The following is a 25,352-nucleotide window of genomic DNA, read 5'->3' as shown; positions in this document are numbered from 1 at the left end:
TATATCTTACTTCACATAGAATTACAATAATTATTCCATGAAAATTACATGAAACGAAAAGATAAATTTACATTTTTGTGTAAATTATGGAATAAATTGTTTTAAAAGAAAAAGATTTCTTTCGCATTTACATTTTTTCATTATTTTTCAAGCTTGTAGCGCTTTTACCTATATAAATGCATATCTAATGTTAACGTAATCCTTCCTTTTAAAGCAAGAAAAAGTAAATAGTAGTTTTTTCCATACAAAAAGAACGACTTTCATCGTTCTTAAGTAGATAAAGAATTATCTCATATTGAATGGTTTGATTGTTGCAGGAATAGCACCATCCATGATCAATGTAGGTTCACCTTGAATAAGTGGTGTAATATAATCGTGGAATTCTTTTGTTAATCCTTGGTAATCAGGTAAAATCCATTCTGTTGGAACATGTTTTACGTGGTTTGCGAAATCTTCAGCAGGTCCTGAAATGAATTTTGCATTGTATTTACCATCTACATATTCTCTTTGAACAGCAACAACGTGTCCTGTGAATCCAGGTTTTGCACTTCTTGCATGTGCAGACATACCTAATTCAAATGCTTCTGTAACATCTACTAATGACTGTGCAAAGTTAGAGCTACGAGCAGCAGTACTTAAATCTTGTACTTTTGCACGAGGAGCGATACCAGCTTCTAAGATCATTCTCTTTAAAGCTTCAGCAGCTCCACCTAATACAGCATGTCCGAAACCATCATTTACGGCTTCTCCAGCTGCTAAGTAAGATCCATCAGCAAAGTGAGCACCCTCACTTGTTACGATGTAGCATTTTCCTTTTTCAGCCATGCATTTTTTAACTTCTGCAAGGAATTTTTCTTTGTCGAAATCAACTTCAGGTAAAACGATTAAGTCAACGCGACCAGTAGCAACTGTTGAACCAGCTAACCAACCAGCGTCTCTACCCATTGTTTCAAGAATGAAAACTTCTTCACGAGTATATACATTGTAATCTAACCATGTAGCATTTACTACTTGGTTCGCAAATTTTGCACCTGATGCAAATCCTGGACAGTGATCAGTTACCATTAAGTCATTGTCAACTGTTTTAGGAATACCAACAAAGCGTTTTGCGATGTTGTTTTTCTTAGCCCATTGGCTCAATGCATCTACTGTATCCATAGAGTCATTTCCACCAATGTAGAATAAGATTTCAATATCATGTTTGTCCATGATTTCAACTAATTTACGGTAATCAGTTTCATCATTTCTTTTTAATTTGTAACGGCAAGAACCTAAGGCAGAAGATGGAGTCTGACGTAATACGCGGTTTTCAAACTCACTCATGTTTGTAAGGTCATATAAACGATCCTGTAAAATTCCTTCAATTCCATTAAGTCCACCATAAACTGTGTCATAAACTGGGTTTAACTGGTTTGCTCTAACAACACCTGCAAGTGAAGCATTGATAACGGTTGTTGGTCCACCAGACTGAGCAACTAAACAATTTGCCATGTAATTTCCTCCTAATTAAAATAATCATTACGTAAGATATTTTAGCACAGTTCTATTTATTTTGAAAGTTCCTATTTGTTTTTCTTTTCATTCATTGCTGTGATAAAACATAAAAAGTCTACAATGACGTCATTTAGTAGCACAATTCCAGCTAAACTTATGTTTTTAAAGGCCAAAATCACAAGCCCTACAAAGAAGATAACTTCCATGATAATAATCTGCCTTCGTTCTTTTTTATACCCTTCTTGTGTATATAATTTCATAAGCTCAAAAAAAGGTAATCTTTTAAGCATAAAGGAATCTAAAGCAAATAACAAAATCCAAAAGAAAAAACGCAGATACTCTGGTTCATAGAGAGAATAAAATAGAGGAAGGCAGAGTATTTCTACCGTACTAGCAATCATAATATCTCGATACGTTTTTTCCATATATATCACCTTGTCTCTATTATACCACCAAGGTGCATCTTTGGTTATGATTTCGTGCTGCTTTTTCCTCTTAATTTTTTACGCGCAAAAATCATTTTAAAATCCTTCCCGTTAAATGGAAACAGAGGATAGAAATAAGAAGTTTTTGTAACCGTCTTATTGGAAATCATAATGCATAACATTGCAATAATTCCTATCCAAAATCCAAAACGTGGAGATATTGCAGTTAGTATTAAAATCATGATTCGCATAAATTTAATTGCATATCCCAATTCAAAACTAGGTTGTGTAAAATCCGCAAGTGCCACAAATGCCATATACAGGATAATTTCGGGAGCGAGCCAGCCTGCATTGATCGCAAACTCTCCCAAAATAAGTGCTCCTATAATACTAAAGGTACTACCTAAGGAATTCGGCGTATTCAAGCTTGCCATCTTTAACGCATCAATACCAAACTCCAACAATAACAATTGTACAATGATTGGTACATTTCCTTGATCTTTTATGAGAGTGAAGCGAAACCAATCAGGACATAAAGTAGGATTAAGATTAAGATAGAACCAAACAGGAGTCACTAATAAAGTAATAAAGAAAACAAGGATTCTTATGATTCTTAAATAGCTTCCGGTAATCGGTGGTAAGTAATAATCCTGTGCCTCTTGTATAAAATCAAAAAAACTTGTTGGTAGTATTAAAACACTTGGTGAATTATCAATCATTAAAATAAGCTTTCCTTCTAATATGTTACTGCTTGCAGTATCAGGACGTTCGGTATAGCGAACCTTTGGAAAAGGATTTAGATATTTATGAGGCACCAATGCTTCCGCTATGCTTTCATGTGCCATCGTTAAAGCTTCTACTTGTATTTCAGATAGCATTCTTCGTACATCCTTTAACATATCTTCATCAATTAATCCATCCATATAACAAAGCACTATATCACTCTTACTTATAGAACCAACGCTTGTATATTCCATGCGCAAATGTGAATCACGTATTCTTCTTCGTATCAAAGCGGTATTAAAAATTAAGGTCTCAACAAACCCATCACGACTTCCTCTTAATACCTTATCATCTTGTGGCTCTTCCATACCTCTTACTGGATATGTTCTTGCATCGATTACGATACCTTCTTCATACCCTTCCACCATCAACACAATAGAACCACTCAATACTGCTGTAATCAAATCTTTCATATCCGCTTTTACATCTACTTCAAGATAAGAAATGAATCGATCACAAAACACCTGTACACTATCCTTTTCTACTGTTTCTTTAATATCTGCCTTTAATAGAAACTCCATCATTTTCTCTAAGATTTCATCTTTCGCAAAACCATCTACAAAAAACAATGTCATATGAATATTTTGAACCAACATTGCTTTGGATACAACATCAAAATTTTGATCTACATATAATTTCTGTTTTAATTCTTGTATGCGTTTTTCATACATCTTGATCACCTATAGTTAAGATGTACACATTCTTATTTTTTATACTTTACAACATCCTTGATACAACTTAGATACACATCTATGATATGATAATATCAAATGAAGGTGAAATTATGAAGTTGTTAATTGTAGAAGATGAACAAAGTATTCGTGAACTCATACGTATGAATGTAACGCGTTTTGGCTATGAGTGTATTTGCGTTGAAGATGGCGCAAAAGCAATTGAAATGATAGATTCTCATGACTTTGATTTGCTATTATTAGATATTATGTTACCTAACGTAAATGGATATGAAATACTGGAATATGTAAATGGTCATACTCCTATTATTTTTATTACGGCGAAAGGTGATATTAAGGATCGTGTAAAAGGTTTGCATATGGGAGCGGATGATTACCTAGTAAAACCATTTTCAATCGATGAATTAATCGCACGTATAGAAAGTGTATTACGTCGTTATAAAAAAAGTGATAACATCTTTTCTATACATGATATTACCATCGATCAAGACGCTAGAACAGTGACGAAAGATAATAAAAAAATAGATTTAACGAAAATGGAATATAATGTATTGCTCTATCTCATACGTAATAAAAACATTGCGCTTTATCGTGAAGTTATCTATCAAAAGCTTTGGCATACAGATGAACTCTATGATACAAGAACTTTAGATTTACATATCCAAAGATTGCGAAAAAAGTTGGATTGGCAAGATTATATTAAAACCATATATCGTATTGGATATATGTTGGAGGTATAAGATGCGTTTAGCTGAAAAAATCATTTGGATTTGTCTTTCCACAATTGCGATTGTTTTCTCTGTAGGTGGAACATATCTAATCACACAAAATCATACCCGCCTTTTAAACGAAAGCATTCAACAAAATATAGATCAGCATTTAACTCTCTCATATTCCTTAGAAACTAAATTAGTACAAGATGGAGCACAACCAAGAACTCAGTATGGTTATAACCGAGACAAGATGAATTCTATGGCTATTTATTATCTTCAACAAATATCCAATACAAAAACAAAAAAAGGGGAAGCTTATGCGCTCTATCAATCTACAGATACTCTATTATCAAGCACCATAAAGAAAAAAGATTTATCAAAGTATATAAAGAGTACAAATGCCTACACTATCGAACATGAGAATTCCACTTATACCATGTACATCAGTAGTTATATTTCTCCAAATTTTTCAGATGATTACATCTTATGCAATAGCTATGATCTCTCTTCCATCTATCAGGAACGAACTATGCAATTTCAAAGTTTCATAATAATGGATATAGGGATGTTAACCATCGCCTTTTTTATCATACGTTTCTTTTCCAATCGTCTTACACAACCTATTAACAAACTAAATGAAATCTCTCAACATATCGCAAAAGGACACTATGAACAGCGGACAAACATCCATCGAAAAGATGAAATCGGTGAGTTAAGTCAAAGTTTTGATGAAATGGCAAATGCTACCTATTCAACGATTCAAGAACTGAAAGCGAACGCTGAAGCTAAAGAAACCTTCATGGGAAGTTTTTCTCATGAAATCAAGACCCCTATGACTGCGATTATTGGATTTGCAGATATGCTAAGAAGTTATGAATGTGATCTTGAAACCATTCAAAAATCTGCACATTTTATTTATCAAGAAGGTACTCGCTTAGAGCAATTATCTACTAGTCTTATGGAATTGCTATCACTAAGCAATTTACACATAGCGTTAGAAAAAACTTCCCTCGCCCCTTTGATAGAACAACTTAAGGAGTACTATAAAGCCCTTCAAGTATCGAATGTCGTATTTCATGTAGAAGATGCGATTGTATTAAGTAATCCTACCCTTTTATATACACTTCTAAAAAACTTAATTGATAATGCATTAAAAGCATCCCAAGGCACAATCGTTCGTATAGAAGGGTGTCTTACTTCCTCGACTTATGAATTTAAAATCATAGATGAAGGTATTGGGATGGATGAAGAACAGTTATTAAAAGCTTGTGAACCATTCTATATGGCAGACCCTTCACGTAAACGCACAAAAGGTGGAGCAGGCCTTGGTCTTTCCATATGCAAACGGATATGTGAGTTACATAACTGTGAACTGCATATACAATCCTCTCCTTCACAAGGAACAAGCATCACATTTCAATTGGAGGTGGATTTTAATGAAGCATAAAATACGTTATCTTTTACTTGGTATGATTCTTTTTTCCTTATGTATTCCTTATCTTTGTTTCCTGCTGATTGATCAACAAACTTTATCTATGAACAAAACATGGACAGGTAAACAGCACGATAAAGAACTCCTAGAAAATCACGAAGTTGCGCAAGCACTATATACATCGTTTTATGGGAATGAATCGTTAAAAACTTCCTATGATTTAACAAATCTTTCACAGTATAACGAAGAACAACTTTCTGTATTAAGACCCATCATTCATTCTTTTGAAACAGAAATTAACACATTCATAAAAGATGGAATTATCAAGAAAGAGTACTTAAAACTTTCAGAGGAAGAACCTTTTACAATTCCCTTTGGAACACTACAAATATCTGAAAACGAAACTGGAACACATCACCTTGATATCATTTACAGTATGGAAAACGGTTATGTAGAAGGAGCGAGATTTACATTAGATAAGAAGTCGAATAAAATCATTGGATTTACTATTACAAATCCAAACGCTACATCGTTTACCACAAAACAAAAATATACCCATCTTCGTAAATTCATTAGCTATCTTGATTTAAACGATATCGAAGACTGGACACAAATCGAAGGAAGTTTTTCTTCTTACCAATTGCGTGCAGAATTGTGTATAAGTGAAGTACACGATGACAAAACAAAATCCTATACAGTATCATTCATGCCAATTGGTAGACATGAAAATTCTCAAATAATTTTCCGTTAAAAGACATAAAGTTCATAATTGTTTGAACTTTATGTTTTTATTTACAACTCTGATACAATGTTCCTTTATCATCTTCTTATATAAGGAGATGAAGAAAGATGAAAAAAATTTTAATCGTAGCTTTAAGTATCTTATTATGTGCCTGTTCGAGTAATAAAACAGATGAGAAAACGGAAGTATCAACGAGTGGTAAAAGTACATCTACACAGAATTTACAATACCTCAATCTGAGTGAAGGTTTTTCGACAGAAGACGGGTTTTACCATATGGTGATGGTCGATAATGAAAAAGGAGAGACAAGATATAATATACGTTACTTTGATTATGCGAGTAAACAAGAAGTTTATTTGTGTGATAAACCTCAATGTTCACATGATAACGACTCTTGTACATCATATTTGCCTTTAGGTGGCCTTACTTCTTTATTTGTTTCAAATAATCATTTGTATCTATTGAAGAATCCTTCCATGGGCAATGTAGTAAAGGCAGATGGAAGCATTGAGAAAGAACAAGGAAATCCCTCTATCTTATATCGAATGGATATCGATGGTAAAAATAAAAAAATTCTATGCAAACTAGAGGAAGGATTTGAATTTGAGTCTACAGTGATTGCGTTAAGTGAGGATACACTTTATGTTGTTGCAAGTAAACATGACTTAATTGCGATGGATGAGAATAGTTCCACTGAAATTAAAACAGATAGTTTTTTATATAAAATTAATCTTGAAAATGGCGAAAAGAGCATAAGTCAAAATATGAAAGATAAATTTATAGTTGGTGCTAAACAAAACACTATATTATTTCAAAACCTACACTATTCGCAAGACCTTGACGAATTATTAAAGAATAAGGATTATGAAACCTATGATCGAGTATCTATGCAAGCAACCACCATGTATCAAACATATGATAGTAAACAAAACAAACTTGGAAAAGAATTTTCCACAAATGAACGCTATCCAACCTTTGATGGTGATTATGTCTTTTATTTAACGCAACAAAACGAATTGTGTAAACAAAATATACAAGATGGTAATGTGGAAGTACTGACACAGCTTAATTCTGGATATACCTATGTTTTGAGTACTGAGATTACGGATGGCTACCTTATCATAGAGGTATGGAATAACAACGCAGAAAATGAATATGTAAAATCGTTTGTATATTCATTAGAAAAGGATGCTGTGAGTGAAGTAACACAGCTTGTAAAAGGTACGAATGAACCTCTCCGTATTTTAGGCGCAACAAAAGACAACTATTTTATGTTGTATAGAAAAGATGGGCACATGGAAACCACATGGGCAGGAACACAACAATTTGATACAGATAAGGCGTATTATGGATTGATTTCGAAAAGCGATTTTTATAATGGATTGGATACATTTGAGGATGTTTCCTCTATTGATCAGTAGGTGAATTATGTTAGAAATTAAACATGTTCATAAGAAATATAAAGATATCACAGCCTTGCAGGACATCTCTCTTACATTAGAGGTTGGAATTTATGCGTTACTAGGACCTAATGGTTCTGGTAAAAGTACATTCATGCGTATCTTATGTAACCAATGCAAAAAAGATCAAGGAGAAGTCTTATATGATGGAAAAGACATCTCGAAGAATACGAGTTCTTATTATCGTGATTTAGGATACGCTCCTCAACAACAAGGATTATATGATGAATTTAGTGGTGAACGTTTTCTCACGTATATGGCTTTATTAAAAGATATTCCCAAGGACCAAATTCAGGCAGAAGTGAAAAGAGTTGCGAAATCCGTAAATATGGAAGAGCATTTGAAAAAGAGATGCAAGACTTACTCAGGAGGTATGAAACAGCGATTACTAGTCGCAAATGCACTTCTAGGAAATCCTAAAATACTATTATTCGATGAGCCAACAGCTGGATTAGACCCTAAGGAACGTGTATCATTACGTAATGTATTTGAACGTTTAGGTAAAGATCATATACTTTTGATTGCGACACATGTAGTTTCCGATGTTGAAAGCATCGCTGATTATATCCTTTTTTTAAAAAAAGGGCGCATGATTGAAGAAGCCTCTCCTGAAGTGTTATATAAAAAATATCAAGAGTATCAGTTAGAGGAAATCTATCTTTCCTTGTTTCAAGAGGAAGTATTATGATATCTCTTTGTAAAATGGAATGGTATAAGTTATGGCATCGTAAATCTTTTCTAACATTACTTGCTTTTTTATTCATATTCAATCTTGCATATCTTGGATATACCCAATTTATAAATAATAAAATAGCTCCATCCTATTACCAAAGAGTAGAACAAAAGCTTTCTTCCCTCCCTAATGATGAACGATATGATTATATTAAAAATTATCGTGAACGATTACAGGCATATGAAGTAATATCCCAGATAAAACAATTACAAGCGGATTCAAGTGAACCCAATACAAAACAACTAGCTTTCTTACGTTCACAATATCCAGGCATAGAGCAACGTTATCCTAATGGTGATAAAAAAGTAGATTTACAATTTTCAAATCAATACGACGTTGAAGTTCAACTTGTGGACAAGTACTATCAAGAAATGAAAACCCTATATGAGTACCCTAGCTTTTTAGATGAAATACAAGAAAGAGCTACATCCCTTCAACAAATATCAATCTTTCAAACAGCAGACTCCTATGTACAAGAAAACATCAAAAAAACGGCTCATGATTTCAAAAAATTGGGAAAAAGTACAATTGTATATACAAGTCAAAAAGGAATCGTAGAGGCACTATCTCCTTTGACAAGTGTTTTATTACTCATTGTTTTGCTAGCGATATCCACATATCTAATTATGGAAGAAAAAGAACGCAATTTGTTTTCTATTATTCAAGCAACTCCCTTAGGAAATTTTAAAACGATTTTCTCAAAGTTATTAGTTATGTCATTCTCCATTCTAATCATAAGTTGTGTCTTCTTCCTAATAAATTTAAGTATGATGCACATGCTTTATGGATTAGGGGATCTATCAAGATCTCTTCAATCACTATCCAGTTATTCAAAATGCGCTTTAAATATCGATGTAAAGACATTTCTATGCCTGTTTCTTGGATTGAAATGGATTACCTTATGGTGCTTAGGAACAATCATAATTACCATTTCTCTACTTTTTAAGAATCGTAATACTTCTATAGCAATCATTCTCTTTCTTTTGATAGTTGGATACCTTTGCACAAAATTCATAAATCCAAATGGAGAATTACGTGCACTATACTACTGTAATTTTTTCACCCTTCTTCAAAGTGAAACATTGTTAAAACAATACGTAAACTTCAACATCTTTAACAATCCTATGTCCTTGGGATCGTTATCTACTATTGCGATTACTTTTTGTTCTATTGTAATGGGGTCTTGTTGTTGTGTTGTTTATATCAAAAAGTTAGCACTATGGGAATTTGTAATCCCCTCTTTCACGAAGAAACATCGTTTCGCCTTAACCCTTTGGAAACAGGAAGCGTATAAATTTTTATGGCTTCAAAAGGTAGTCTTTATATTTTTACTATTTTTAGGGTTTCAAGGCTTTCAAGCTTCTCAATCGAAACTCTATTTAGATAGAGATGAAAAGTTCTATATACAATATTTAAACAATCTAGAAGGACCATACACAAAAGAAAAAGAAGATTTTTTAGAGAAGGAACACCAACGATTTGAAAGTCTTCATCAACAATTAGAAATTATACAGAAGAAATATGAAAAAGGATTGCTTGATAAAATCAAAATGGAACGAATGCGGAGTTCTATCGAATCTCAATTATCTAGTGAGCCTACTTTTCAAGAAGTTTTAGAATACGCTGAATATGTAAAAGCAGACCCTTCTAGAGAGTTCGTAATGGAGTTCACTCATGTACAACTACTACAAAGTCGTACATACTTGTTAAACCCTGCCATACTACTCCTCATTGTTTTAACCTTTGTGCTATCGAATCTTTTTACCTTTGACTACCAACATGATGTACAATCACTTCTCGCTTGTACATCGAATGGAAAAAAGCGATTATTTAAAATAAAGATAAAAGAAATCTTTCTTACTGTTTGTGTGTTCTATGTAATAGCCTACTTTCCATCCATTCTGGAAGTAATGAAAGCCTATGGAATTTCCTCTTGGACAGCCTCCATTACTTCGATTCCTAGTTTTGTAAATGCACCAGCTTCTATTGCAATATGGCATATGTATGTATTAACACATGCTTTACGTATACTAGCATTCTTTTGTTATGGCTGTATACTGAGTTATTTTGCAGTAAAAGGAAAACAACAATTACTAGCAATCTTTTTAGGACTTTTACTCTTTTTCATTCCATTGCTTTTAAACTATTTCGATCTACCAATTGTAAATATGATTTCTTTGTTTCCTATGATACTCCCTTTATCTCTTACATCGCTTGTTCCTATGCTTGTATGTTCTTTGGGCTATGGTATGCTTTGTATAGGTAGCTTATTTGTTATATATAAACATCATTTAACATAGAAAAAACAGGATTCTTTGTCCTGTTTTCTTATGTTATTCCTATTATGATACTAGATTGCTACTATTAGGAAGATTGTTCAAGTTCTTCGCTGTATTCTTCCCATTGTTTCATCATATGTTCAATCTCATTATGAACATCATCAATTGCCGCATCTAATTCGTTCATTTTGTGATAATCGTGATAATACTCTGGGTCAAAACGTTTCTCTCTTAAAATTTCTAGCTCTTCTTCTTTGTCCGCAATCTTCTTTTCAAGTTTGGTTATCTCTTTTTTATAATTGATGCCTCTGGTTGGCTTTTTCTTTTCTTCCTTGATTGTGATTGTGTCCACAACAGGTATTGGTTCTTTGTTCATGTATTCACTATACGTTAATGGGAAAAACTGTGCTTTTCCATCATCAATCACAAGGATAGCAGTAGCTAGCTTACTTATAAAGTATCGATCATGAGATACAAACAACATACTTCCTTCATATTCTCTCAAAGATTCTTCCAAAGCTTCTTTTCCAATTAAATCTAAATGGTTGGTAGGCTCATCCATCATCAAGAAATTAGGATGAGAAAGCATTAGTTTTACAAAGCTCAAGCGTACTTTTTCTCCACCCGATAAACAATCAACGGTTTTAAATACATCATCTCCATTGAATAGAAAACAGCCTAAGGCGGTACGTACTTCTGTACGTGTTAAATCTGGATAATCGTTCCAAACTTCTTCTAATACCGTATTATTTGAATCAAACTGTGCTAGTTCTTGGTCAAAGTATCCAACTTCTATTTGATGTCCTAAAAGATAGCTTCCAGCCAATGCGGGGATTTGTTCCATCAGGGTTTTCATCAAGGTTGATTTCCCCATCCCATTTGGTCCGATGATCGCAATGCGTTGAGATTGGAGAACCTCTAAATCCACTTTACATAAAGGATGATCATAACCAATTTCTAAATCCTTAACTTCTAATACTCGTTTACCACCTCGAACCTTTGGTTCAAAACGAGCGTGAAATGTTCTTTGATCATTCTTAGGATCATCGATTCTATCCATACGATCCAAGTATTTAATCTTTGATTGCGCAAAGGATGCTTTGTTCTTTTTATATCGGAATTTTTCAATTAATGTTTCCAATCGTTCAATCTCTTTTTGTTGGCGAACATATGCGCTTTTTTGAAGTTCGATATCACTCTTTTTTGTATTTACATAATTTGTATAATTTCCAGGATATCGTCTCATAACTCCATATTCAATTTCATACACAACATCTACAACATCATCCAAAAACATACGGTCATGTGATACCATTACAACTGCTTTAGGATAACGTTTTACATAGTTTTCTAACCATTCAATGGTATCGATATCCAAATGGTTTGTAGGTTCATCCAAGAGTAATATATCTGGTTTACTTAACAACAGTTTTACAAAAGCAAGACGTGTTTTTTGTCCTCCACTAAAGGTGGAAATCTTCCTTTGTAAATCTTCTTCTATGAATCCAAATCGCGTAAACACACTCATCAATTCACTATGATAGGTATACCCACCAAGTTCTTCAAAGCGTTGTTGAAGCTTTGCATAAGCATCCAATGTTTCTTCACTATGATCCATGGCCATTTTATCTGTTAATGCCATTAATTGTTTTTCCATTGCCTTGATATGATCAAAAGCATGTTCCAGTTCATCCAGTACAAGTGCATCTTCATCACTAAATGTTGTTTGAGCTAAATACCCAATGCTTGTATCATTGGATGCATGAATTTCACCACGATCCAAAGACTCTACTCCAGATATAGACTTTAATAAGGTTGTCTTTCCACATCCATTACGACCAACAACTGCAATTTTTTCTGTATTTTTTATTTCGAATTGTATATCTTCAAATATGGTGTTTCCACCATAATACTTACTCCCTTTATGGATCTGATATAGCATAATCATCACCTTTTCTTTAATTTTTATTTTATGATCCCGATTGCTTGTGCAAAACTAATCGCAACTTGTTTTGCATAAGCTTCTTTATTTGCTTTCCAAAATTGTGCATCTTCACTATTGGATACATACCCAAAGTCAAACTCTAACGCGTACATTCCATTAGCATCTTTAAAACTAGCGTTTTGTTCTTTCGCTAAATCTGAATAGAGTGCCGCAAAAGTCGCTTTTCCGCCAGTTTCTCTTAGATACAAATTATTGTCAAAATATTCTTTATCAATTGCACTTGCGCCAACTCCACCATCATCTTCACTCAGATAATTACTTGCGGTTACATTCAACTCTTTTTGTAGGGTATACATCATATTTTTGGCTAATACATCACTTACATAAGAGCTATGCCAAATCTCTGCACCTCTTAAACCTGTAGATTCACTTTTATTCATACGTAACATAACATAATACTTCGCATCTTTTTTTATAGCTTGTGCAAATCTTCCGTTTTCACCATACGCTTTATCAGCTTCACTATCTGCATCTTTACGTGATATTTCTACGCGTAACCCATAACTTTCCAGCTGTTTCTTCATCACAACCGCAGCATCATACATCTCTTGATACTCGCTCAATCCATTCCCAGTACTTCCTTTATCAGGAACATATTGAAAATCAGTACTCATTCCATAAGGGTCCAAGTACACATCTATTTTCTCTTTGGATGGTTTTTTCTTTTCCACGTTTAAAAATAAATAATTATCATTTAATGTAATATCATAATCCTTCAACAATGCCTTATCCGCAACCATCGTTACTTTCTTAACTGCATTGTCTCTTTTTACCGTATAGAAAGGATCAGAGGTAAATGTATCCTTATAAGTTACTCTTTTCTCTACTAAATTATCAATGATGATAAGTTCATAAAAGCCAGGGTCTAAATCATTTAACGCAATCTTTTGATCTACTTCTTTATTCACCGTTAGAGTGATGGTCTTATCTGTACATAAGTTATGTAGTTGCATAGTTTTTCCAGTCGCTTGATCATCGCTTTCAGGACCATATGCACTCGTATACAAGCCTAAAGATTCCCCATAATAGGTATAATCATTAACGACAAATGTTTCTGCACTCTTTTTGTTTAATTGTTCCACTGTTTCTTTTTCACCTAAATTACATACAGTGAATTTCTTTTCTTCTTCTGCAGGAGGTAAGAAAACATTCACTAAGGTATATACTATGAGCACAAGTAAAAGCAATAAGGGAAGTGCTACTTTCCAACGAATTTTATACATTTTCCTCTTTGGTACAAATGCCATAGTGTTATCCTCCTATCTAAAATCGTGCATCTTTTAAGTGTTTTGGTACCTGATCTTTTTCAGGTGGAAAGCTCATATGCGATGGAGATACTTCTACATCAAGCATATCTTTGGGACGTTTTGGTACTGGTAAGTCAATCCCTTCAAACTCCATATACTGTATAGGAAATACACTTTCCTTTGTGTATACAACAGGCTTAAAGAAGGAATTGAATGTCCATGTTAAATCATATCCAATCAATGGACTATTCTTATTTATCTCGCCATATTTTTTCGCATTTCTGATGAATCTATTCTTTAATATTTTAGGATTACAACCCAAGTTTTCAAACAGGGTAATAAGTACCATAAGAATACCATTACGTACTCGCCATAGGAAATCTTTTACTTTGTTTTCACTTACATAATCCACGACAAAGATGTCAATAAATAAGCCATCGCACTCTTTGCATTTATTCTTCAATAAAGTATTTACTTCTTCACAATATGTGCCTTTTTTTCGTACTTTCATAGGTACTACAACGTTATAATTTTTATGCGTTGCGTAACTTTGGGAAACATAGCCATCTCCTAGCTCATGTGCAACCTTTAAGAAACGTTCATAATCTTCACGCATCATGCCAATATCCGCATCATCATCCCATGGGATAAAGCCTTTATGACGCACAGCACCAAGGGCACTTCCACCCGTTAACCAATAGGGAATGTTATGTTTTTGACACAATGTATCTATATCTTTTAACATGGACAATAAGACGAGTTGTACATCACGTACACAAACCTTACTTCCGTCCTCATTTGTCTTGATAATATATTCTTTCATAAAAATCACCATTATCATTATAGAAGAAAAAAAGCTTTAAAACAATGGTTTTCTTGTTTTATAAGAATTCCTTAATAAATTATTTAGATATCCCATGGGTTTTCATCTTTTTTATCGCACATTCGTACTATAATATGCTTTTTCGTAACTCACGCTATGAAATAACGTATTAAAATTAACTATGTAATACATAATACGTCTAAGGAGGGTCAAACATGGACTGTTTAGCTAGATTACGACAACTCATGAACCAGCACCATATGACTGAATACAAACTATCTCAGGCATCTGGAATTCCATTGAGTACGATCAATTCACTCTTCCATAAAGGAAATTCTCCTACTATACCCACGCTGGAGGGTCTATGCAGAGGATTGGATATTTCATTAAGTGATTTCTTTTACGAACCAGGCAACAATGATGATATGGAAAAAGAAACACAATTCTTGATTGGTAATTGGAAAATGCTAACAAGAGAACAAAAAACAATTATACTAGATGTCATCAAAATGTTATTAGAAGCTTAAAGACTGTTCGCAGTCTTTTTCTTATACTTGAGAGAGGAGTTGTTGTATCGTTTCCTGATTACATTGTGCTATTGTTAGGATATCTCTTGGTTGAGGCGAATTAGAAAGCACATATTCCATCCAAGCAGTACTTAACCATCGATCAAACTTATATCCACATTCTTTAAATACTCCAATTGTTTGAAAGCCAAGTTTTTCATGTAAGGAAATGCTTGCGTCATTAGGAATTGTAATACAAGAATAAGCGATATGATAGTTTTGTAGTTTAAGTAATGCTAGAAGTACCTTCATTAAGGATGATCCAATTTGTTGACGTACAACATTAGGATGCACATAAACACTTAACTCTACATCCCATTGATACGCTTCTCTTTCACGAAAACTACTTGCATATGCATAAGCGACAACCTCACCATCCAGTTCACATACCAAAAATGGATATTTGTTTTGTATGATTGTAAGTTTTTCTTCCCATTCTTTTTCATTCATTGCTTCATAGGCAAAAGTAGCAACACTGTTGTTTACATAATACTCATAGATTGTACAAATCGTTGGTATATCGCGTGAAGTCGCGAATCGTATTTTTTTCATAGTCTCTCCTAGTAGAAAGCCATGAGGTCATCATGGCTTTTTCTTAAAATATTAGGTTTCTTGGTGTACGTGGGAATGGTTCTACATCACGAATGTTTTGCATACCCGTCATATACATTAACAAACGATCAAATCCTAGTCCAAATCCTGCATGTTTACATCCACCATAACGACGAAGATCCATATACCACTGCAATCCTTCTTTCGCCATTCCAAGTTCATCCATACGTTTCTCTAATACATCATAACGTTCTTCACGCTGTGATCCCCCTACTAACTCACCAACTCCTGGCACAAGTAGATCACAAGCAGCTACAGTCTTGTTATCATCGTTTACACGCATATAGAACGCTTTGATATCTTTTGGATAATCCGTTAAGAAGACAGGACCATTTACAATCTGTTCACAGATATAACGTTCATGTTCACTGTTCAAATCCATTCCCCACTCTACTTTATTTTCAAATTTCACATCTGCTTTTGATAACAGTTCAATTGCTTCTGTATAAGGCATACGTTTGAATTCACTGTTGCGTACACTCTTGATACGATCGATGCATCCTTTATCAATCATGGTATTGAAGAAGTTCATTTCCTCTGGTGCATTTTCTAACACATAGTCAATGCAATATTTCACCATATCTTCGATTAAGTTCATATCGTCATCTAAATCTGCAAATGCAATTTCTGGTTCAATCATCCAAAACTCTGACGCATGACGTGAAGTATTTGAGTTTTCAGCACGGAACGCTGGACCAAACGTATACACATCACGGAAAGCCATCGCAAACGCTTCTACATGCAATTGACCAGTAACGGTAAGGAACGCTTCTTTCCCAAAGAAATCATCTTCATAGTTTTGGTTATCAATGGTAGTTGCTCGAAACATCTCGCCAGCACCTTCTCCATCATTTCCAGTAATGATTGGAGTTTGCACATATACAAATCCTTGATCTTGGAAGAATTCATGGATTGCCATAGATAACACAGAACGTAAACGGAAGATTGCATAAAAACTATTTGCACGAGGACGTAAATGTGGTATCTCACGCATGTACTCAAAACTATGACGCTTTTTCTGTAATGGATAATCACGATCACAATCACCTTCTAAAGTAGCTTCCGTAAGGATAATTTCAAAAGGTTGTTTCCCTTCTGGTGTCAATTTTATTTTACCAGTGATACTGATTGCTGCCCCTGTAGGATACTTTTCTACATCTTCAAAGTTTTTAAGTTCTTGCATATACACCAATTGGGCATTGCGGAAATACGTACCATCATTTAATTCAATAAACCCTAATTTTCCACTGCAACGATTGGTACGAATCCACCCTTGCAACTGCACATATTCTAATGAGTCTAGTTCTACATGAGAGCCACTCATCACAATTTCATAGAGCTCTCTAATTGTCATAAATTCAAACATTTTTCTTTCCTCCTATGTTCTGTAACAACAAAAAAACGTTCCTAACATTCAGGAACGTATCTTTACGCGGTGCCATCCTGATTCCTATCAAATACATGATAGACATCTTGATTTGGATATAACGTAATCCTTACGAAGCCGTCTACTATGATTTCTCCGGCTTAACTCCACAGCTGTTCGCTTGATAGATTTATATGTACCATCTTTCACCCTCATGGCTCGCTTCTACACTTGACCTATCACGGTCTGTTTCATCGTTCTGTATTCAAGCTGTTTGTTTCAAATACCAACTCTTGTATAGATGATACCACATCTACACTCTTTAATACAACCCCTTTTGGAATTTGTATATGTTCATGCGTAAAATCAACCAAACCTGTAATTCCACAGGCAATCAATCGATCTACTGTTTGTTGAATATTTTCAGATATTGCCAGAATTGCTATTCGGCATCCTTCTGGTACTAACTCATCTAAATCTTTAATATCGTATACTGGAATACCGAAACGTACTCCTTGACGATCTGGGTTCACATCAAATGCGCAAGCTATTTCACCTACAACATAATCCCATTTATTATACTTCATTAAGGCACGCCCCATATTACCGGCTCCTACAAGTATGATTTTTTCATCAAAGTCCATACCTAACTGCTGGTTAAAGATTTCAATCAATCGATTTACATCATAACCATAGCCCTGTTTCCCAAGATTTCCTAAAAAAGAAAAATCTCTACGAATGGTGGTCGGTTCAATATTGACGACACTAGCAAGTTCCTTTGACATGATTCTTTCTACTCCAGAACTCTTTAATTTACGTAATGCTTTTAAGTATACAGGGTAGCGCTGCAAGGTTGCACGCGGTACATTTTTCTCTGACATTATAATCACCCACAAGCTAGTATACCACATTTTTTTACATTTGTGAATATTTTATCTTTCTTAACTAGCGTAATATTTTTCATATCTTTTTATGCAAAGAATTCAATCCTATTATATATACATTTTCAATAAATTATACTTCTTCTACATATCGAGTCCAAGTATTTCTTCCTCTTTCTTTTGAGCGATACATAGCCTTATCTGCCAATCTTAAAACTTCATGCGTATCAGCTATAGTCTGTCTATCACAATTTGCATAGCCAATGGATAACGTAATTTGTTGACTACACTTTGATTGCTTATGTTCCATATTTTGTGCAGCTAAATCACTTCGTACCGCATGAATGAACTTCTCGATTTCTTCGTTGCTTTGATCCTTACAGAAACATGCAAATTCATCTCCACCATAACGACAAGGGATAATACCATCATGACTGTAACGATTCAAAGTATCTCCGACCATACGTAATGTAAGATCGCCATGAATGTGTCCATACGAGTCGTTATATTCTTTAAAGTAATCAATATCCATCATAATAATTCCTAAAGAATGAATCGTGTCATCTTTTTCTTCCATAAGTTGATTGAAATAACGACGATTATAAATATTGGTTAAATCATCAATATGAACTTCATCTACCAAGCGCCTATTTTCTTTCAACGTAGTTTCATGTTTTAAAATTATCTCTTGAAGATGTATTCTAGCCTTCATTCCATTCACACGAACATCATCTTCCATAACTGAAATCTTGCGCATTGTATGATAATAAGATTGATAACTTTCTTGAAGTTCTACATCATCTGAAAATGACTCCGCATAAAAAACACGTAAGTCTACAAGACGGCTGATGAAAGATATCTCATTCATCGTACCATATTCATCCAATATATCTAAATAGCGTTTCGCATATTCTTTTTCTTTAAGTTTTACAAGGGCACTCGTAATATGTAGCAAAAACATAATAATAATATAACGATCATCTACTCCATAATAATCTCGTTCTATAATTTCTTCAGCAATTTCTTTCGTTTTCTCTTTATTCCCTTGAAATGCTGCCTCTAAAAGACGTCCTGTACGACAACAAAACGTATGAAAACTAGTATCCCCCATACGGGCTATTTCACTATCTTCACAAATTGTTAAATACGCATCCATTTCATTTAACTGGTCCATATAACCGCTTACTTCTGCTAGATTATACAGAACGATTGTCAATAAACGAGCATCTTTAAACTGACCTTCTAACATCGCTTGATATGCATTTTCATAATATTTTACAGCTTCATCATATTGTTTATGTCCTTGAAACATATCCGCAATATTATTCCAAGCATTACATCTTTGGTATGCATCTTTTAATTCCTCTGCCAACGCAATTGATTCCAAATAGAATTGAAGAGCATTTTGTTCATCGTTGATCAAATGATAATAAAAACCTAGTAAATGACAGACCTTCATATAAAGCGCAGGATATAGCGTTTTTGAACAAAGTTGTTTCGCATCGTATAAATACTGTCCACTTAACATCGCATCGTTTTGAGCAAGATAGTAGTCGCCTAAATACGTATAAGCAAATGCTGTAGCATATCCATAGGAGTGTTGTTTGCTTAGATCTAACAACTCTAGACAACAAGCCTTCTCTTTTTCTAGATCCGTAAAACGAACGTTTAACACGGTATTGATGAGTTCGTTCATATGCTGAAGTAAATTGCTCATGACTTGTGACACCTCCTATCTCCAATTTATATTTCATTTGTGTTTTTCGTGCTTATATTATACCACACGATTATGTGATAAATCTTTATTAAATATGTATTTTTCATATCTTCAAATCCAAAAGACGAAAAAACCCCCATATATCATGAGAGTTTATGCATACTGTTTTAAATCAAGACTTGGATCTGCAGTGCAATCAAAGTCACCACGAACACCATGTTGATAAGCAATATAACCAGCAACTGCAATCATCGCTGCATTATCTGTACAACAAGAAAGTGGAGGAATTACAAACTTGATATCTGGATATTCCTTGGCCAAATCTTGTTCTACTTTTTCACGTAAACGGGAATTAGCCGCAACTCCCCCTGCTAACACCATTTGTGTTGGATGATACCTATCAAGAGCTTTGCGAGCTCTTAACAACAATGCATCCAGTGCAGTTTCTTGATAAGATGCTGCTAAGTCAGCGGGTTCAAAGGTTTCACCTTTGCGCTTGCAACGATCGATAAATTGTAGAACACTACTCTTTAATCCACTAAATGAGAAATCTAATTCGTTTTCAGTCTTTGGTTTTGCAAGAGCATAGATTGGCTTACCTTCTTTCGCAAGTTTATCCACATAAACTCCACCAGGGTAAGGAAGTCCTAATACACGTCCAACTTTATCTCCAGCCTCACCAATCGCATCATCCTGTGTTGTACCCAAGATTTCAAAGTCCCATTCATTTTTCATATAAACAAGTTCTGTGTGTCCACCAGATACAACAAGTGCCATTAATGGAAATGTCAAATCCGTAATCAGACGATTTGCGTAAATATGTCCCGCTATATGATGAACTGGAACAAGCGGCTTATGAAACGCCCATGCCAGTGTCTTTGCAGCCTGTACACCAATATGAAGACATCCAACCAAACCAGGTCCTTGCGTTACCGCAATCGCTTCTATATCGTCCATAGTAACATTTGCTTTTTGTAATGCCTCTTCGATCACCATAGATATATTTTCTACATGTATTCTACTCGCAACCTCAGGAATGACTCCACCAAATTCTTTATGTACATCAATTTGAGTCGCTACAATGTTGGAGACAATTTCTTTTCCATTTGAAACAATCGCAACTGCTGTTTCATCACAGCTAGATTCAATTGCCATAATCAATGTTTGTTTCATTCAAGTCCACCTCCTAACGCTTTACACATCACAATGGCATCTTCACCATTATCACTATAATAACCTTTCCTAATATTCATTTCAAAGAAATCAAAAGACTCATATAAATTACGTGCTTTTTGATTACTTACACGTACCTCTAACATGATGGTCTCACATCCTGCCTTACTTGCAAGAGTTATCATCTGTTCCATCATTTCTTTCGCATATCCCTTTTTTTGATACGTTGGATGTACCGCTAAATTTGCCAATTGACATGTCTCAAAGGTAATCCAAAAGTCGATAAAACCAACGATAGTTCCTTCATCTTCACAAACAAAGAAAGAACCAAATTCATTTTCTTCGATTTCATATAAAAACATTTCTTCATTCCAACGACTCGTAAAACAAACTTCTTCGATATCCATTACAGCGCGAATATCCTCAATCGTCATTTTGCGAATCATACTAGGAAACCTTGTATGCATCTTGTTCTTTCAAATAGCGAGGAACAAGCGTATGTATATTTTCTATTTTTCTAGCATAGGGTCTTAATTCCATAAAATTCTTTAAGAAGTCAGGAGTACAAGGTGTTTCTTCGATAAGTTCACTATCTCCATAGATATGGTAAATAGATGAATTGTATTTTTCTTTGATTTCATCCAATGTTAGAATGGTTTCTTCTTCGCTAAATTGACCATGTTGTAAAACACCTACATAGGCTCTATTACTTCTAGCATCCAACATAACTAGTGCGTGTTCATCTAGCCCTGCATATAATTGTAAAGTAGAAATTGCATAAAGTGGTATTGATTTACGCGTACATAAAACTTTTGCGACACACATTGCAATCCTTACTCCTGTGTAACTTCCAGGTCCACCGCTAATCACTACTTCATCGATGGTATCACTATCTACACCAGCTTCCTCACAAATGCGAATAAGCTCAGGAAAAATCGTTTCAGATTGCGTTTTCCATGCGAGATTACACGTCCCCACAAGTAATTTTCCATCTTTATAAATTCCAACAATCAAGTGCTTATGTGCACTATCTAAACATAATGTGATCATGATAACGCCTCCACAATTGCTTCATATTTATCACCAATCGCAAAGAATTCAAAGCTTCGTGCTTCTTCATTTTCTCCTTCTTTACGTAAAATCGATATTTCAAGACGCTCTTTGGGTAATTGTTCTTCTATGTAATCCGGCCATTCAACGATGCATAAGCCATCTCCTTCATAGTATTCATCAAACCCTAAATCTTGAGAAATACCTTCTAAACGATACGCATCCATATGGTATAAAGGTAGTTCCCCGCGATATATTTTGAGTATGGTAAACGTAGGAGAGTTGATAGTCTTTTGAATACCAATCGACTTTCCTAAAGCCTTTGTGAAGGTTGTCTTACCTGCCCCCAAATCACCCTTCATTGTAAAAAGCATTCCAGGTTTTACCATGGCTCCTAGCTTTTCTGCTAATGCATTGCTTTCTTGTAGAGTATGTATTTCTATTGTTTTCATTACGAACACCTTCTTATCGTATTTTTTTTCTTAACTTCATTGCCATTCTTGCCAAACGATAAAAGACAGAGACTGGTACATCAAATTCTCCAATGAATTCATTTATATATGGGTTAAAGTTAGATTTGAACTTCGTTAAACCATCTGCTAAATCACCCTCGACACCACCCATATTGGCATATTGTAAACCATGTTCAAAGGCATACTTCATATTCTCTGTATATAAATAGTATTGAGGCATGAATTTTTTAAAGCGATCGTTCATTCCTGCATATAACATTTCCATGGTATTTCCATAAACAACAGATAAGATACCGGCGATGATCGAATCCTGCGGATAATCCTTTTCAAACTCACGGAATTCCTTAATATCTTTTTCTAATGCATTTTTGATATCATTTAAACGTCGTTGTTTCTTTGGAGAACCTTCTTTTAAAGCTTCTAATTCCAATGCGTTCGCTTCTTGTTCTTTGAGTAACCGCTCGAGTGTTTCAGGAATGTTGACACTCGCCAAGAATAAATACGCATCATCACCATAAATATCCATCAATTGCATAAAATATTCATGATTACGTAGATTAACATTTTTTCGCTCTTCTGTCAAAGAAACTACATCACTAAATTCTTTCATACGTGATGCATCTGCTTTTATAACCTTCACATCGCGCTTTAAAGCATCCTTGATTAAACGTTTCGTATGACGAGGTAGTTGTTCATCGAAGTCCTCTGTTTTGTACACATTCGCTTGAAAACGCGGTTGTATACTTTCTTCAATATATGTTGAAAACCCCTGATGAATCGCACCAGAGAGTTTCATATTAGAAAGGATGGTATTCGTTATTGGGTAACGATTGGTATTTTGTTCATCAATTTTATAGTCATTAACATGAATTCCTGGATCCATTTTTATAAATAAACAACGATATTTCTTTGCCCATTTTTTCAACTCTTTAAAGAAGAATGCCATCACATCTTTATTCTCATAATCCATAATAGGGCCTCTTGGTATATACATCATTGTAAATCCCAAAGGTAAACGTTTGATTAAGATAGAGGCAGACACGATCAACGCACCTTTTTCTACTACACCAACAATTTCATGATCCCAATTTTCTTTTACTTTTGCCCACTGTGAAGACTGTAATAGATTACACAATGGATGGTTTGATACAAATGCATCATGTTCTTTTGGTTCAACTTTTGTCTTAAATTGCATATGTACATCTCCTAACTATCTTCGAAGAACTTTATGTTTGATTTTTCTTAACATTTGATATTGTTTATAAGCGGAAGGATTCCCTATATAGATAAAATCTCCTACAAGTTCAATAACATCCGCGTGAAAACCTTTTTTGAATAAGTAGACACCATAGTCTTGCGCATCTTCACTAAAGTTTCCGCTAATTCCATAGAAATTATACTTAGGTACGTGATGATGCAGTGCATCTTTAATCGCATACCATTGAATCGCATAGGAACCTTTGAATTTATGAAATTCACTATAACTTCCACCAAACAAATATAAAACTTCATTTGGATATTTCACAAACATGGATGCGGCTAAAGGAATTTCATTTCCATGTGCACTTTGTAACTGCAAGGCTTCTATCTTTCGTTTTTCAATAACAGAAAGATTGTCCTGCGCCTGTTGTAAACGATTGGCTGTTTTTTTAGCCTCTGGATTCTTTTCTACAGCATCTTTTAATTTGTTAATATTTGCTTCTTCTGCTGTATATTCATCCTCTATTCGAGCGATATATTCATTCATATCCAAATACGCAAACAATGCACTCATATGCTCTTGGAAACAATCATAAAAACTTTCATAATATGCCAAATCAGGTTTGTTAAAATTCTTACGGTTTCCAGTTGCTTCCACTACTTTTTCAAGTATGGATAATTCATTTCGCTTCAACTCACGTACTTTGATACCTGTTTTCTCTGTAAAATTTATATTTCGACGAGTCATTGACTGCATTTGTTTTAAGAGAGCTTCTTCACTTGTATCTTCTAGTGATAAAACTGACATCCAACGTGGTTCAAACTCATCATCATGATGGGTACGAAACCCTTGGTGTTGAAATCCAAAAGATTCTAATACTTTTATAAGGTGATCTTCTTTGAAAGTACCTTCTATTGTATTCCCATCGATATCATGTTGTTGATAAGAAATATATGGATCAAGTTTCATATATAAGCATTTATGTTCTTTTAAGAATGCGATTAACTCCTTCATAAAATAGTTCACTAAATCATCGTTATGATAATCTATTAAGAAACCGCGCAAAGCCATAAATAGCTTATTGCCTCGATAAACATCCATAGACTGTAAGGTACAAGCACAAAGGATTTCTTCATTCTCTTTTACACCTAGATAATGAATTTCCCATCCTTTTTTTGCGCGCATATTTGCCATTTCAATAGATTGCCAGAAATTATGGGCTTTACTACTTATGAAGTACGTTTGATATTCTTCTTGTGTCAATTCTACAAACTTCATTCATATCTTCCTTCCTCTTAAATTTTATCATTTTATCACTCATGCGTTATTTATTATACCATGGAATTGGTATAGATAAAATAGAAAAGAAAAAGACATCCATAAGGATGTCGATCACCTGGCAGCGTGCTATCTTCACTGAGGCAGGCCCAGCTATTGTCGCCGCTGAAGTGCTTAACTTCTGTGTTCGGGATGAGAACAGGTGTG

At 34.4% G+C, this 25,352-nt stretch carries 23 protein-coding genes and 1 rRNA gene; 7 read left to right on the top strand and 17 right to left on the bottom strand.

Annotated features, from left to right (window positions below; translation table 11 throughout):
* Positions 1-285: 285 nt before the first annotated feature.
* The 3 genes from ACWG42_RS01245 to ACWG42_RS01235 all read right to left on the bottom strand — a co-directional run bounded on the left by ACWG42_RS01245 (position 286) and on the right by ACWG42_RS01235 (position 3,373).
* On the bottom strand, positions 286-1,491 hold the full coding sequence (locus ACWG42_RS01245) for a diphosphate--fructose-6-phosphate 1-phosphotransferase (RefSeq protein ID WP_455789665.1): 1,206 nt from the start codon (positions 1,489-1,491) through the stop codon (positions 286-288).
* A 71-nt stretch (positions 1,492-1,562) separates the two neighbouring features.
* A complete protein-coding gene (locus ACWG42_RS01240) occupies positions 1,563-1,919 on the bottom strand; it encodes a hypothetical protein (protein ID WP_455789663.1) in 357 nt (118 codons plus the stop codon).
* A gap of 44 nt (positions 1,920-1,963) precedes the next feature.
* Positions 1,964-3,373: a spore germination protein gene (locus tag ACWG42_RS01235; RefSeq protein WP_455789661.1), complete on the bottom strand. Its 1,410-nt coding sequence runs from the start codon at positions 3,371-3,373 to the stop codon at positions 1,964-1,966.
* Between the two features lie 113 nt (positions 3,374-3,486).
* Here ACWG42_RS01235 and ACWG42_RS01230 point away from each other — a divergent pair, with 113 nt between their 5' ends.
* From ACWG42_RS01230 to ACWG42_RS01205, 6 genes are all read left to right on the top strand, one after another.
* On the top strand, positions 3,487-4,134 hold the full coding sequence (locus tag ACWG42_RS01230) for a response regulator transcription factor (protein ID WP_455789660.1): 648 nt from the start codon (positions 3,487-3,489) through the stop codon (positions 4,132-4,134).
* 1 nt (position 4,135) lies between these two features.
* Positions 4,136-5,554 carry a sensor histidine kinase gene (locus ACWG42_RS01225; protein WP_455789659.1) on the top strand — a complete coding sequence of 473 codons (1,419 nt, stop codon included), beginning with the start codon at positions 4,136-4,138 and terminating at the stop codon, positions 5,552-5,554.
* Positions 5,544-6,290 carry a hypothetical protein gene (locus ACWG42_RS01220; protein WP_455789657.1) on the top strand — a complete coding sequence of 249 codons (747 nt, stop codon included), beginning with the start codon at positions 5,544-5,546 and terminating at the stop codon, positions 6,288-6,290. The genes ACWG42_RS01225 and ACWG42_RS01220 overlap by 11 nt, the downstream gene beginning before the upstream one ends.
* Before the next feature lie 98 nt (positions 6,291-6,388).
* Complete coding sequence (locus tag ACWG42_RS01215) at positions 6,389-7,702, top strand: hypothetical protein (RefSeq protein WP_455789656.1); 1,314 nt, start codon at positions 6,389-6,391, stop codon at positions 7,700-7,702.
* 7 nt (positions 7,703-7,709) lie between these two features.
* Entirely contained in the window at positions 7,710-8,429 is a 720-nt protein-coding gene (locus ACWG42_RS01210; RefSeq protein WP_455789654.1) for an ABC transporter ATP-binding protein, read from the top strand.
* A complete protein-coding gene (locus tag ACWG42_RS01205) occupies positions 8,426-10,774 on the top strand; it encodes an ABC transporter permease (RefSeq protein ID WP_455789653.1) in 2,349 nt (782 codons plus the stop codon). Before ACWG42_RS01210 ends, ACWG42_RS01205 begins: the two co-directional genes overlap by 4 nt.
* Positions 10,775-10,838: 64 nt before the next feature.
* On the opposite strand, the gene ACWG42_RS01200 is transcribed toward ACWG42_RS01205, so the two are convergent.
* From ACWG42_RS01200 to ACWG42_RS01190, 3 genes are read right to left on the bottom strand one after another with little or no spacing between them, the layout of a single operon-like run.
* Positions 10,839-12,695 (bottom strand): ABC-F family ATP-binding cassette domain-containing protein, encoded by a 1,857-nt coding sequence (locus tag ACWG42_RS01200; protein ID WP_455789651.1) that lies wholly within the window; start codon positions 12,693-12,695, stop codon positions 10,839-10,841.
* Between the two features lie 23 nt (positions 12,696-12,718).
* Positions 12,719-14,005, bottom strand: a complete 1,287-nt coding sequence (locus tag ACWG42_RS01195; RefSeq protein ID WP_455789649.1) for an N-acetylmuramoyl-L-alanine amidase — start codon at positions 14,003-14,005, stop codon at positions 12,719-12,721.
* Between the two features lie 16 nt (positions 14,006-14,021).
* Positions 14,022-14,828 (bottom strand): LicD family protein, encoded by an 807-nt coding sequence (locus ACWG42_RS01190; protein ID WP_455789647.1) that lies wholly within the window; start codon positions 14,826-14,828, stop codon positions 14,022-14,024.
* A gap of 215 nt (positions 14,829-15,043) precedes the next feature.
* Here ACWG42_RS01190 and ACWG42_RS01185 point away from each other — a divergent pair, with 215 nt between their 5' ends.
* Positions 15,044-15,355, top strand: coding sequence for a helix-turn-helix domain-containing protein (locus tag ACWG42_RS01185; RefSeq protein WP_455789645.1), 312 nt, complete (start codon positions 15,044-15,046; stop codon positions 15,353-15,355).
* A gap of 21 nt (positions 15,356-15,376) precedes the next feature.
* Here the strand turns inward: ACWG42_RS01185 and ACWG42_RS01180 are convergent, their stop codons facing one another.
* The 11 genes from ACWG42_RS01180 to rrf form a co-directional block, all read right to left on the bottom strand.
* Positions 15,377-15,946 carry an N-acetyltransferase family protein gene (locus ACWG42_RS01180; RefSeq protein ID WP_455789644.1) on the bottom strand — a complete coding sequence of 190 codons (570 nt, stop codon included), beginning with the start codon at positions 15,944-15,946 and terminating at the stop codon, positions 15,377-15,379.
* Positions 15,947-15,989: 43 nt separating this feature from the next.
* Positions 15,990-17,372: an asparagine--tRNA ligase gene (gene asnS, locus ACWG42_RS01175; RefSeq protein ID WP_455789642.1), complete on the bottom strand. Its 1,383-nt coding sequence runs from the start codon at positions 17,370-17,372 to the stop codon at positions 15,990-15,992.
* 251 nt (positions 17,373-17,623) lie between these two features.
* The gene (locus ACWG42_RS01170; protein WP_455789641.1) at positions 17,624-18,253 is read right to left on the bottom strand and encodes a redox-sensing transcriptional repressor Rex; all 630 of its coding nucleotides are present in this window, start codon (positions 18,251-18,253) and stop codon (positions 17,624-17,626) included.
* 133 nt (positions 18,254-18,386) lie between these two features.
* Positions 18,387-19,970, bottom strand: coding sequence for a diguanylate cyclase domain-containing protein (locus ACWG42_RS01165; protein WP_455789639.1), 1,584 nt, complete (start codon positions 19,968-19,970; stop codon positions 18,387-18,389).
* Positions 19,971-20,123: 153 nt separating this feature from the next.
* Positions 20,124-21,143, bottom strand: a complete 1,020-nt coding sequence (gene tsaD, locus ACWG42_RS01160; RefSeq protein WP_455789638.1) for a tRNA (adenosine(37)-N6)-threonylcarbamoyltransferase complex transferase subunit TsaD — start codon at positions 21,141-21,143, stop codon at positions 20,124-20,126.
* Positions 21,140-21,589, bottom strand: coding sequence for a ribosomal protein S18-alanine N-acetyltransferase (gene rimI, locus ACWG42_RS01155; protein WP_455789636.1), 450 nt, complete (start codon positions 21,587-21,589; stop codon positions 21,140-21,142). Before rimI ends, tsaD begins: the two co-directional genes overlap by 4 nt.
* A gap of 1 nt (position 21,590) precedes the next feature.
* Complete coding sequence (gene tsaB, locus ACWG42_RS01150) at positions 21,591-22,193, bottom strand: tRNA (adenosine(37)-N6)-threonylcarbamoyltransferase complex dimerization subunit type 1 TsaB (protein ID WP_455789634.1); 603 nt, start codon at positions 22,191-22,193, stop codon at positions 21,591-21,593.
* Positions 22,190-22,645, bottom strand: a complete 456-nt coding sequence (gene tsaE / locus ACWG42_RS01145; protein ID WP_455789633.1) for a tRNA (adenosine(37)-N6)-threonylcarbamoyltransferase complex ATPase subunit type 1 TsaE — start codon at positions 22,643-22,645, stop codon at positions 22,190-22,192. Before tsaE ends, tsaB begins: the two co-directional genes overlap by 4 nt.
* 13 nt (positions 22,646-22,658) lie before the next feature.
* Positions 22,659-23,861: a peptidoglycan bridge formation glycyltransferase FemA/FemB family protein gene (locus tag ACWG42_RS01140; protein ID WP_455789631.1), complete on the bottom strand. Its 1,203-nt coding sequence runs from the start codon at positions 23,859-23,861 to the stop codon at positions 22,659-22,661.
* Positions 23,862-23,876: 15 nt separating this feature from the next.
* On the bottom strand, positions 23,877-25,145 hold the full coding sequence (locus ACWG42_RS01135; RefSeq protein WP_455789629.1) for an aminoacyltransferase: 1,269 nt from the start codon (positions 25,143-25,145) through the stop codon (positions 23,877-23,879).
* A 116-nt stretch (positions 25,146-25,261) separates the two neighbouring features.
* A 5S ribosomal RNA gene (gene rrf / locus ACWG42_RS01130) occupies positions 25,262-25,352 on the bottom strand; the annotation flags it as partial.

Source organism: Amedibacillus sp. YH-ame10, from assembly GCF_053848885.1.
This window is presented reverse-complemented; position numbering and strand designations above follow the sequence as displayed.

Coding starts and splice junctions, on each gene's coding strand:
- ACWG42_RS01245 (WP_455789665.1), bottom strand. CDS start 1,491: ATGGCAAATTGTTTAGTTGCTCAGTCTGGTGGACCAACAACCGTTATC.
- ACWG42_RS01240 (WP_455789663.1), bottom strand. CDS start 1,919: ATGGAAAAAACGTATCGAGATATTATGATTGCTAGTACGGTAGAAATA.
- ACWG42_RS01235 (WP_455789661.1), bottom strand. CDS start 3,373: ATGTATGAAAAACGCATACAAGAATTAAAACAGAAATTATATGTAGAT.
- ACWG42_RS01230 (WP_455789660.1), top strand. CDS start 3,487: ATGAAGTTGTTAATTGTAGAAGATGAACAAAGTATTCGTGAACTCATA.
- ACWG42_RS01225 (WP_455789659.1), top strand. CDS start 4,136: ATGCGTTTAGCTGAAAAAATCATTTGGATTTGTCTTTCCACAATTGCG.
- ACWG42_RS01220 (WP_455789657.1), top strand. CDS start 5,544: ATGAAGCATAAAATACGTTATCTTTTACTTGGTATGATTCTTTTTTCC.
- ACWG42_RS01215 (WP_455789656.1), top strand. CDS start 6,389: ATGAAAAAAATTTTAATCGTAGCTTTAAGTATCTTATTATGTGCCTGT.
- ACWG42_RS01210 (WP_455789654.1), top strand. CDS start 7,710: ATGTTAGAAATTAAACATGTTCATAAGAAATATAAAGATATCACAGCC.
- ACWG42_RS01205 (WP_455789653.1), top strand. CDS start 8,426: ATGATATCTCTTTGTAAAATGGAATGGTATAAGTTATGGCATCGTAAA.
- ACWG42_RS01200 (WP_455789651.1), bottom strand. CDS start 12,695: ATGCTATATCAGATCCATAAAGGGAGTAAGTATTATGGTGGAAACACC.
- ACWG42_RS01195 (WP_455789649.1), bottom strand. CDS start 14,005: ATGGCATTTGTACCAAAGAGGAAAATGTATAAAATTCGTTGGAAAGTA.
- ACWG42_RS01190 (WP_455789647.1), bottom strand. CDS start 14,828: ATGAAAGAATATATTATCAAGACAAATGAGGACGGAAGTAAGGTTTGT.
- ACWG42_RS01185 (WP_455789645.1), top strand. CDS start 15,044: ATGGACTGTTTAGCTAGATTACGACAACTCATGAACCAGCACCATATG.
- ACWG42_RS01180 (WP_455789644.1), bottom strand. CDS start 15,946: ATGAAAAAAATACGATTCGCGACTTCACGCGATATACCAACGATTTGT.
- asnS (WP_455789642.1), bottom strand. CDS start 17,372: ATGTTTGAATTTATGACAATTAGAGAGCTCTATGAAATTGTGATGAGT.
- ACWG42_RS01170 (WP_455789641.1), bottom strand. CDS start 18,253: ATGTCAGAGAAAAATGTACCGCGTGCAACCTTGCAGCGCTACCCTGTA.
- ACWG42_RS01165 (WP_455789639.1), bottom strand. CDS start 19,970: ATGAGCAATTTACTTCAGCATATGAACGAACTCATCAATACCGTGTTA.
- tsaD (WP_455789638.1), bottom strand. CDS start 21,143: ATGAAACAAACATTGATTATGGCAATTGAATCTAGCTGTGATGAAACA.
- rimI (WP_455789636.1), bottom strand. CDS start 21,589: ATGATTCGCAAAATGACGATTGAGGATATTCGCGCTGTAATGGATATC.
- tsaB (WP_455789634.1), bottom strand. CDS start 22,193: ATGATCACATTATGTTTAGATAGTGCACATAAGCACTTGATTGTTGGA.
- tsaE (WP_455789633.1), bottom strand. CDS start 22,645: ATGAAAACAATAGAAATACATACTCTACAAGAAAGCAATGCATTAGCA.
- ACWG42_RS01140 (WP_455789631.1), bottom strand. CDS start 23,861: ATGCAATTTAAGACAAAAGTTGAACCAAAAGAACATGATGCATTTGTA.
- ACWG42_RS01135 (WP_455789629.1), bottom strand. CDS start 25,145: ATGAAGTTTGTAGAATTGACACAAGAAGAATATCAAACGTACTTCATA.